The sequence below is a fragment of the Serratia plymuthica NBRC 102599 genome (assembly GCF_001590925.1).
GTDB classification, from domain to species: Bacteria; Pseudomonadota; Gammaproteobacteria; order Enterobacterales; family Enterobacteriaceae; genus Serratia; species Serratia plymuthica.
Window position 1 is genome coordinate 163938 of the sequence record NZ_BCTU01000010.1, and the last position, 9889, is coordinate 173826.

Here is a 9889-nt window from a genome sequence, read left to right on the forward strand (position 1 = left end):
TTCTCCTTCACAATCAAGCCACCGCCACAGCGGCATCAGGGGCAATATCGGGGGTGCGCAGCATCGCCAGGCTGAGGGCTTTTTCCTCGCTGGCATCGTCATGCAATAATTCGCCGGAAATGGCGCCTTCGCGCATCACGATGATGCGGTCTGCCAGCCCCAGCACTTCGGGCAAATCGCTGGAAGCGAACAGCACCGCGATGCCCTGCTGCGCCAGTTGGTAAATCACATGGTAAATTTCATGCTTGGCGCCGACGTCGATACCGCGCGTCGGCTCATCCAGCAGGATCACTTTCATTTCTTCCGACAGCCAGCGGCCCAGAATCGCCTTCTGCTGGTTACCGCCGGATAAATTCATAATCAGCTGACCGGCACTTGGGGTTTTGATATTCAGCGCACGGATGTGGTGGTCGGCATTGCTGACTTCCCAGCCGTTATTGATCAGGCAGCCTGCGCGGATGCTTTTACGCCGCGCGCTGATGTTGATGTTGTCCCGCACCGAATGCACCGGAATGATGCCGTCCGCCTTGCGGTCCTCCGGGCACAGCATGATGCCGGCACGGATAGCGTCTATCGGCGAACGGATGTCCAGCCGCTGGCCATCCAGCGTCAGTTGCCCGCGGCTGACCCGCGTAGCGCCGAAAATGCCCTTCATCAGTTCGCTGCGCCCGGCGCCCACCAGGCCGAACAGCCCGACGATCTCCCCGGCGCGCACGCTCAGATCGATAGGGGTTTTGACGCCTGGCGCCTGCAATCCCTGTAGCGACAATCTCACCGGCCCCAGCTCACGCGGCTGATAACCATAGACGTCACCGAGATCGCGGCCCACCATCGCCTGCACCAGCTGCGCGTTGTTGACCTGGTTCATGTCGTCAAAGGTGCGCACATAGCGGCCGTCTTTGAATACCGTAATGGCATCGCTGAGGGCAAAGATCTCCTCCATACGGTGCGAAACGTAGAGGATCACCCGCCCTTCGGCGCGCAGTTCGCGGATCACCCGGAACAATTGCTCAATCTCTCTGGCAGACAGCGAACTGGTCGGCTCGTCAAACGCGATCACCTTGGCGTTGCGCGCCAGCGCCTTGGCGATTTCCACCATCTGCCACTGGCCGATCGACAGGTATTTCAGCGGCGTATCCGGGTCGATATCCAACCCGAGATGCTCCAGCTGCAAGCGGGATTCGTAACGCAACAGCTTGCGATCCACCAGCCCGAGCTTGGTCGGCAACTGGCCGAGATAAATGTTCTCAGCCACCGTCATTTCCGGCACCAGATGCAGCTCCTGGTAGATAATCGCGACCCCGGCGTTCAAGGCATCGGTGGTGTTGGTGAACTGAACCGGCTGGCCTTTCAGTTGAATTTCGCCCTGGGTCGGCGCGTAGTTGCCGCTGAGGATTTTCAGCAGCGTGGATTTCCCGGCGCCGTTTTCCCCCATCAACGCGTGGATCTGCCCGGCCTGGCAGCTGAAACTGATATCGTCCAGCGCCTTCACGCCCGGGAAGGTTTTACCGATGCCTTTAAACGTCAGATACGGCAATGCGGCGGTCATAATGCGATCCTCCTGCGGTCAAAAATGCCGCCCGGCGTTACGCTGCGGGCGGCTCGGTGATTACATCAGGCCTTTTTTCTGCAGTTCGGTTTTAAAGTTGTCGCGGGTGATCAGCACCACGTCGGTCACTTCGGTAAATTTCTGCGGCTCCACACCCTTTTCTACCCAGTCATGCAGCATCTGAATGCTCTTGTAGCCGTGAATGTCCGGGCTTGGCAGCAGCGACCCGTAGAAACCGGTAGCCTGCGCCTTGGACAGTTCGCTGACCGCATCCACACCGTTGATGCCGATGCCGATCACGTTAGGTGCCTTGAAGCCCTGGCCTTCGGTGGCGCGCACGCCGCCCAGCACGGTGTTGTCGTTCATGCCGACAATCAGCCAGTTTTTCACTTCAGGATGCTGCACCAGCATTGAGTTGGCGGCGTCGAACGCCCCCGGGATATCGTTGGACTTGGTCGGTACCGAGTAGATTTGTTTTTCCGGGAAGCCGGCCGCTTTCAGCGCGGCAATCGAACCGCCGGTGCGGCGACGGGCGGTATCCAGCTCATCGGCGGTGATCGCCATTACGGCGGTGTCCGCCGGTTTCCAGCCGCGTTTGTTCATCTCTTTCCACAGCTCCTGGCCCTGGCGTTCACCGATTTTGGTGGCCGCCATCATCACCAGCGGCACGCTGTCCATAGGTTTGCCCTTGGCAGTGACGAACTGATCGTCCACGGCGATCACTTTCAGGTTGTAACTGCGCGCCTTGGCCATGATCGCCGAGCCGAGCTTCGGATCGGGCGTGCAGATGACAAAGCCCTTGGCTCCGCTGGCCGCCAGGCTGTCGATGGCGTTAAGGGTTTTCTCCCCGTCCGGCACGGCGATTTTGATCACGTCGAAACCGAGATCCTTACCGGCCTTGTCGGCAAATTTCCATTCGGTCTGGAACCAGGGTTCCTCTGGCTGCTTGACCAAAAAGCCCAGCTTCATGGTCTCGGCGACAGCCGAATGTGACATAACGGCCGCCAGCCCCAGTGCCGCCAACGCCTTAGTGAATTTATGCATGATGCTCTCCGCAGTGTTGTTCTCTTCGGCGAATAAATTCGCTCGCCGTGAAAACGTTATCATTAGGGTACCTGTTGTCGGTGCGCCGCTTGTTTGCGCGGCATCTCCCAACACCAGCTGTAAGACGGATTAAGTTTTAGCGGGTATTTGTTGCCAAAATGTAGAGCGCTATCACATCCGTGGAATACAGCAGATATGTGCATATATTTAGCGAGTTTCGCCAAACATCAACTTATGACAACCGTCACAAAATCACTGTGCGAAGCAGAAAAGTGCATACTTCCAGCTAATGGCTCCTCACCTGCCCACCGCTCCGGCTCCTATGGTTGTCACAGCGTATTTACACATCAGGAGTCAACATCATGACGGCAGACGCTATTGCCCTGGGATTGGACTTCGGCAGCGATTCGGTGCGGGTATTGGCGGTTGACTGCCATAACGGCCAGGAGCTGGATACCGAAGTGGTTTACTACCCTCGCTGGCAGCGCGGCGAATTCTGCAACGCCGCAGAGAACCGGTTCCGCCACCACCCGCTCGACTATATAGAAGCCATGGAACAGGCGATCGTCAGCCTGGTGCAGCGCATGTCCCCGCAGCAACGGCTGCAGGTGATCGGCATCGGGGTCGATTCCACCGGATCCACGCCTGCGCCGATTGACGCGCAGGGCAAGGTGCTGGCGCTGCGGCCGGAGTTTGCCGACAACCCGAACGCCATGTTTGTGCTGTGGAAAGATCACACCGCCATCGAGGAAGCCGACGCCATCAACCGGCTGTGCCGCAGCGGCGATTTCCCCGACTATTCTCGCTATATCGGCGGCGTCTATTCATCCGAATGGTTCTGGGCCAAGATCCTGCACGTTTCGCGTCAGGACGCCGGGGTGCGCCAAGCCGCCGCCTCTTGGGTGGAACTGTGTGACTGGGTGCCGGCGTTGCTGTCCGGCACCACCGCCCCACAGCGTTTGAAACGCGGGCGCTGTAGCGTCGGGCATAAAACGCTGTGGCACCCCGACTGGGGCGGCCTGCCGCCGAAAGCGTTTTTCGCCGCGCTCGATCCCCTGCTGGTCGAAGACTTGCCCTGGCCTTTGTTTGAAGACTCCCACACCGCCGATTTGCCGGTCGGCACGCTCACCGCCGAGTGGGCCGCACGCCTCGGGCTGCCGCAGAGCGTGGTGTTATCCGGTGGCGCGTTCGATTGCCATATGGGCGCGGTGGGCGCCGGGGCGCAACCCTATACCCTGGTGAAGGTGATTGGCACCTCCACCTGCGACATCCTGATCGCCGATCGTCAGCGGGTCGACGGGCGCGCGATCGAAGGGATCTGCGGCCAGGTCGACGGCAGCGTAGTGCCGGAACTGATAGGTCTGGAGGCCGGGCAATCGGCCTTTGGCGATATGTATGCCTGGTTCAGCCGTTTGCTGAGCTGGCCGCTGCATGAGGCGGCGAAAAACCACCCCGAACTGCAACCGCAGTTGAAACAGATTGAAGCCGGCCTGCTGGCCGCGCTGACCGAATCCTGGGCCAACAATCCGTCGCTGGATCACCTGCCGGTGGTGCTGGACTGGTTTAACGGCCGCCGCACCCCCTATGCCAACCAGCGTCTGAAGGGCGTGATTACCGATTTGAACCTCGGGACCGACGCACCGACGCTGTTTGGCGGATTTATTGCCGCCACCGCCTTTGGCGCCCGCGCCATCATGGAGTGCTTCGAACGGCAGGATATCCCGGTCGACAACGTGCTGGCCATGGGCGGCATCGCGCGGAAATCGCCGACGATCATGCAGGCCTGCGCCGACGTGATGAACCGACCGTTGCAGATTGTCGCCTCCGATCAATGCTGCGCGCTGGGTGCGGCGATCTTCGCCGCCGTGGCCGCCGGCCGTTTCGGCAGCGTGCCCGAGGCGCAGCGCCAGATGGCCTGCGGCATCGAACGCACGCTGCAGCCGGATCCGCAGCGTGTCACGCGCTATCAACAGCTTTATCAACGCTATCAGCAATGGTGCCTGGCCGCCGAGCCGCGCTACGCCCCTGGCGCAGATTCGCCATGCTGAATCCCGATACCCAACACTAACCCCCAGGAGTCTCTGATGGATGCATTTAAGCAGCATGAAATCTGGTTCGCCATCGGCAGCCAGCACCTGTACGGCCCGCAAACCCTGCAACAGGTCAAGGCGCACGCCGAACAGGTCGTGGAAAGTCTCAACCGTGAGGCGGGGTTGCCGGTAAAACTGGTGCTGAAGCCGCTGGTCACCACACCGGATGAAATTACCGCACTGTGCCGCGACGCCAACTATCGCCAGGAGTGCATCGGCATCCTGACCTGGTTGCACACCTTTTCGCCGGCCAAAATGTGGATCGCCGGGCTGTCTATCCTCAACAAACCGCTGCTGCAATTCCATACCCAGTTCAATGCCCAGGTGCCTTGGGACAGCATGGATATGGACTTTATGAACCTGAACCAGACCGCCCACGGCGGCCGTGAGTTCGGCTTTATCGGCGCCCGCATGCGCCAGCAGCACAGCGTGGTTGCCGGCCACTGGCAGGATCCTGAAGCACACCGCCGCATTGCCCAGTGGATGCGTGCCGCCGCCGCCAAACAGGCAAGCCGGCAGCTGAAAGTGGCACGTTTTGGCGACAACATGCGTGAAGTGGCGGTGACCGAAGGTGATAAGGTCGGCGCGCAGATCCAGTTCGGCTACTCGGTCAATGCCTATGGCATCGGCGATTTGGTCAGCGTGATCAATGAGGTCAGCCGTGGCGATGTGGACACGCTGATTGAAGAATACGAAGCCAGCTATGTGTTGAGCGATGCGGCGAAAATCAACGGTGAAAAGCGCGAGAACCTGATCGACGCGGCACGCATCGAATTGGGGATGAAGCGTTTTCTGGAACAAGGCAATTTCCAGGCCTTTACCACCAACTTTGAAGACCTGCACGGCATGAAGCAACTGCCGGGGCTGGCGGTGCAACGCCTGATGCAACAGGGTTACGGCTTTGGCGGCGAAGGCGACTGGAAGACCGCAGCGCTGCTGCGCATCCTGAAAGTGATGGCCGATGGACTGAACGGCGGCACCTCGTTTATGGAGGATTACACCTATCACTTCCAGCCGGGCAACGATCTGGTGGTCGGTTCGCACATGCTGGAGGTGTGCCCCTCAATCGCCAAAGAAAGCAAGCCACTGCTGGACATTCAACCGCTCGGCATCGGCGGCAAGGCGGATCCGGCGCGATTGATTTTCTCCACCCCGGCCGGCCCGGCGGTTAACGCCAGCCTGATCGACATGGGCGACCGTTTCCGCCTGCTGGTCAATCAGGTGGATACCGTGGAACAGCCGCACCCGCTGCCCAAGCTGCCGGTAGCGCGCGCCATCTGGCGGGCTCAGCCGACGCTGGCCACCGCCGCAGAAGCCTGGATCCTGGCCGGCGGCGCGCACCATACCGTGTTCTCCCAGGCGCTGGACGCAGACCAACTGCGGCTGTACGCCGAGATGCACAACATCGAGTTCTTGTTGATCGATAACGCCACTGCTCTGCCGGCGTTCAAAAACGAAATCCGCTGGAACGAAGCCTACTACCAGCTAAACCGCCGTTAATCTGTCGGCAGCCGGGGGAAAACCGGCTGCCGGTAGCCAAACGTGCTGCCCTTGCCTCATTGTCCCGACCATCCGCTTGATATTGATGACTAACCCCCTATTACCCGCTAAGCTATGCGGCTTCATGTCTTACCCAGGAAGCCGTTTATGTCTCAAGCTGAATACACCCGTATTGGCGGTTGGTTGCTGGCCCCGATGGCCTATATGATTGTCACCCTGCTTAGCGCCAGCCTGATGATGCTCCTGTATGGCATGGCGATTTTCATGCCGGAATCGCGCGAATACCTGCTGACCAACGCCCAGGCATTTACCCTGCAATGGTATTTGTCCGTCCTGACCACGCTGGCGATGTGGTGCTTTACCCTGTGGCTGCTGTGGCTGTTTTGCCAGCGCTCGCAGCGTTTCCCCAAACTGTTCCTGGTGTGGTTGTTGATCACCGTGCTGCTGGCGATAAAAGCCTTCGCCTTTGCACCGGTGCCGGACGAACTGGCGGTACGCAGTTTGGGTTGGCCCCTGTTGATGGCGGCGCTATTGGTGCCCTACATGAAGCGTTCCCAACGGGTAAAAGGCACCTTTACCGAACGCTGAGTGCCGCTGTGGCACGTTTTGTGCGGATAATTGTGTAAATTTTCGCCAAAAAAGGGCAAAAAGAGCAATAACCTTGCTATCCCTATGTTGTCGTTATGCCGCCAATTCCCGATAATAGGCGGCTTTTATTTTTTTAGGCATCGCAATGACCGAATACCTGCTCCTGTTTGTTGGCACCGTCCTGGTGAATAACTTCGTTTTGGTGAAGTTTCTTGGCCTGTGCCCGTTCCTTGGCGTATCCAAGAAGCTGGAAAGCGCCATCGGCATGGGGATGGCGACCACCTTTGTCATGACGCTGGCCTCCGTCAGCGCCTGGGTGATCAACACCTTTATTCTGGTTCCGCTGGATCTGGTGTACCTGCGCACGCTGTCATTTATTCTGGTGATCGCCGTTGTGGTGCAATTTACCGAGATGGTGGTACGCAAAACCAGCCCGGCGCTGTATCGCCTGCTGGGTATCTTCCTGCCGCTGATCACCACCAACTGCGCGGTGCTCGGCGTGGCGCTGCTTAACGTCAATCTCGGCTACAACTTCCTGCAATCGGCGGTGTACGGTTTTAGCGCCGCCGCCGGTTTCTCGCTGGTGATGGTGCTGTTCGCCGCCATTCGTGAACGCTTGGCCGTCGCCGACGTGCCGGCGCCATTTCGCGGTTCTTCCATCGCGCTGATCACCGCCGGGCTGATGTCGCTGGCCTTTATGGGCTTTACCGGGCTGGTGAAATTCTAATGACGGCGTTATGGATTGCTATTGCCGCGCTTAGTGCCCTCGGCCTGTTGTTCGGCCTGGTGCTGGGCTTTGCCGCGCGCCGCTTTGAAGTGGAAGAAGATCCGGTGGCCGAGCAGGTCGACGAGATCCTGCCGCAGAGCCAGTGCGGCCAGTGCGGTTACCCCGGCTGTCGCCCTTATGCCGAAGCCGTCGCCAACGGCGAGATGATCAACAAATGCGCGCCGGGTGGCGAGCAGGTGATGCTGAAACTGGCAGAACTGCTTAACGTCGAGCCGCAACCCTTGGGCAGCGAAGCCGCCGCCGAGCCGGTGCGCCAGGTGGCCTATATCGATGAAGCCAACTGCATCGGTTGCACCAAGTGCATTCAGGCCTGCCCGGTGGATGCCATCGTCGGCGCCACGCGCGCCATGCACACCGTAATTACCGATCTCTGTACCGGCTGTGACCTGTGCGTTGCGCCGTGCCCTACCGATTGTATTGAAATGAAGCCGGTCGCCACCACCACTGCCAACTGGAAGTGGGATATGAAGACGATTCCGGTGCAAGTGATCCACGTGGAGCAACATGCTTAATCTGTTCGCCGCCTTCAAAAAAGACCGGATTTGGGATTTCGACGGCGGGATCCATCCACCGGAAATGAAGACTCAGTCCAGCGGAGTGCCTCTGCGCACCGCTCCGTTGGCCGACAGTTTTATTATTCCCCTGCAACAGCATCTTGGACCGGAAGGCGAGCTGTGCGTCAACGTCGGTGACCGAGTGCTGAAGGGCCAACCGCTGACCGTGGGCCGCGGCCGCACGGTGCCGGTACATGCGCCGACCTCCGGCACCGTCAGTGCCATCAAACCACATATCACCGCTCACCCTTCCGGGCTGGCGGAGTTATGCGTGATAATCCAGGCGGATGGCGAAGACCGCTGGTGCGAGCGTGCGCCGGTGGCGGACTATCGCCAACTGGCGGCGCAGGATCTATTGCAACGCATTCATCAGGCCGGCATCGCCGGGCTGGGTGGCGCCGGTTTCCCTACAGCCAGCAAGCTACAGGGCGGCATGAACGGCGTGGAAACGCTGATCCTCAACGCAGCCGAATGCGAGCCTTATATCACCGCCGATGACCGTCTGATGCGCGAACACGCCGACCAGATTATCGAAGGCACGCAGATTTTGCGTCACCTGCTGCAACCTAAAGTCACGCTGATCGGCATCGAAGACAACAAGCCGGAAGCGATCGAAGCCCTGAAGCTGGCGTTGCGCGATCAACCGGGCATCGCCCTGCGGGTGATCCCGACCAAATACCCTTCCGGCGGCGCCAAGCAGCTCACCAAGATCCTGCTCGGCAAGGAAGTGCCGCACGGCAAGCACTCTTCCGCCATCGGCGTGCTGATGCAAAACGTCGGCACCGCTTTCGCCATTAAGCGCGCCATTGTTGACGGCGAACCGCTGATCGAGCGCGTAGTGACCCTGACCGGCGATGCGCTCAGCCAGCCGGGCAATCTGTGGGCGCGCATCGGCACGCCGGTGCAGCACCTGTTGAATTTTGCCGGCTTCCAGCCGCAGGCACAGCAAATGGTGGTGATGGGCGGCCCGCTGATGGGCTTTACCCTGCCCGCCCTTAACGTGCCGATCGTTAAAATCAGCAACTGCATTCTGGCCCCGTCGGTCAACGAAATGGCGCCGCAGGAGCCTGAACAGTCCTGTATCCGCTGCGGTCTGTGCGTCGACGCCTGCCCGGCGGGCCTGTTGCCGCAACAGCTTTACTGGTTCAGCCGCGGCGAAGAACACGAAAAAGCCCGCAATCATAACCTGTTCGACTGCATTGAATGCGGTGCCTGTGCCTTTGTCTGCCCAAGCAATATTCCGCTGGTGCAGTATTACCGCCAGGAAAAGGCCGAGATCAAAGCCATCGATCAGGAAGCCGCACGCACCGCCGAAGCCAAGGCGCGTTATGAAGCCAAGCTGGCGCGACTGGAGCGCGAAAAACTGGCGCGTGAAGAACGCCACAAGAAAGCAGCGGTCAAACTGACCGATGACGATCAGGATGCCGTTCAGGCCGCTCTGGCGCGCGTACGCAGTAAAAATGCCGCGCCGGCGACCGGCACGGTGAGCGGTGATGCCCCAGACAACAGCGAGATGATTGCCGCCCGCGAAGCCCGCAAGGCTCAGGCTCGCGAACGCCGCGCTCAGTTGGAGACGACAACCGCTCCAGATGCGGCAACGGTCGCTGAAGGTGAAGACCCGCGTAAAGCGGCGGTTGCCGCCGCGCTGGCACGGGTAAAAGCCAAAAAAGCCGCGCAGCAAGCCGGGGTTGAAACACCTGTCGACACCGCGCCGGCCGAACCGGCAGCGGCGGTGACAGAGGAAGATCCACGCAAGGCGGCGGTCGCGGCGGCTATT

At 60.0% G+C, this 9889-nt stretch carries 8 protein-coding genes; 6 read left to right on the top strand and 2 right to left on the bottom strand.

Features of this window, described 5'->3' with window-relative positions; translation table 11 throughout:
• Positions 1 to 13: 13 nt before the first annotated feature.
• Together araG and SPL01S_RS07305 are read right to left on the bottom strand one after the other, a co-directional pair.
• Entirely contained in the window at positions 14 to 1549 is a 1536-nt protein-coding gene (araG, locus tag SPL01S_RS07300) for an L-arabinose ABC transporter ATP-binding protein AraG (RefSeq protein ID WP_063198583.1), read from the bottom strand.
• Positions 1550 to 1609: 60 nt separating this feature from the next.
• Positions 1610 to 2593, bottom strand: a complete 984-nt coding sequence (locus SPL01S_RS07305; protein ID WP_037433948.1) for an arabinose ABC transporter substrate-binding protein — start codon at positions 2591 to 2593, stop codon at positions 1610 to 1612.
• Positions 2594 to 2955: 362 nt separating this feature from the next.
• On the opposite strand from SPL01S_RS07305, the gene SPL01S_RS07310 reads away from it, so the two are divergent.
• The 6 genes from SPL01S_RS07310 to rsxC form a co-directional block, all read left to right on the top strand.
• The gene (locus SPL01S_RS07310; RefSeq protein ID WP_063198585.1) at positions 2956 to 4641 is read left to right on the top strand and encodes a ribulokinase; all 1686 of its coding nucleotides are present in this window, start codon (positions 2956 to 2958) and stop codon (positions 4639 to 4641) included.
• 36 nt (positions 4642 to 4677) lie between these two features.
• A complete protein-coding gene (gene araA / locus SPL01S_RS07315) occupies positions 4678 to 6183 on the top strand; it encodes an L-arabinose isomerase (RefSeq protein ID WP_063198587.1) in 1506 nt (501 codons plus the stop codon).
• Positions 6184 to 6330: 147 nt separating this feature from the next.
• Complete coding sequence (locus SPL01S_RS07320; RefSeq protein WP_062870685.1) at positions 6331 to 6771, top strand: DUF2569 domain-containing protein; 441 nt, start codon at positions 6331 to 6333, stop codon at positions 6769 to 6771.
• Positions 6772 to 6916: 145 nt separating this feature from the next.
• Entirely contained in the window at positions 6917 to 7498 is a 582-nt protein-coding gene (gene rsxA / locus SPL01S_RS07325) for an electron transport complex subunit RsxA (protein ID WP_004938443.1), read from the top strand.
• On the top strand, positions 7498 to 8070 hold the full coding sequence (rsxB, locus tag SPL01S_RS07330) for an electron transport complex subunit RsxB (protein WP_004943888.1): 573 nt from the start codon (positions 7498 to 7500) through the stop codon (positions 8068 to 8070). The genes rsxA and rsxB overlap by 1 nt, the downstream gene beginning before the upstream one ends.
• The coding region (rsxC, locus tag SPL01S_RS07335; RefSeq protein ID WP_063198590.1) for an electron transport complex subunit RsxC at positions 8063 to 9889 on the top strand (1827 nt) is incomplete at its 3' end. The genes rsxB and rsxC, both read left to right, overlap by 8 nt.

Coding starts and splice junctions, on each gene's coding strand:
- araG (WP_063198583.1), bottom strand. CDS start 1,549: ATGACCGCCGCATTGCCGTATCTGACGTTTAAAGGCATCGGTAAAACC.
- SPL01S_RS07305 (WP_037433948.1), bottom strand. CDS start 2,593: ATGCATAAATTCACTAAGGCGTTGGCGGCACTGGGGCTGGCGGCCGTT.
- SPL01S_RS07310 (WP_063198585.1), top strand. CDS start 2,956: ATGACGGCAGACGCTATTGCCCTGGGATTGGACTTCGGCAGCGATTCG.
- araA (WP_063198587.1), top strand. CDS start 4,678: ATGGATGCATTTAAGCAGCATGAAATCTGGTTCGCCATCGGCAGCCAG.
- SPL01S_RS07320 (WP_062870685.1), top strand. CDS start 6,331: ATGTCTCAAGCTGAATACACCCGTATTGGCGGTTGGTTGCTGGCCCCG.
- rsxA (WP_004938443.1), top strand. CDS start 6,917: ATGACCGAATACCTGCTCCTGTTTGTTGGCACCGTCCTGGTGAATAAC.
- rsxB (WP_004943888.1), top strand. CDS start 7,498: ATGACGGCGTTATGGATTGCTATTGCCGCGCTTAGTGCCCTCGGCCTG.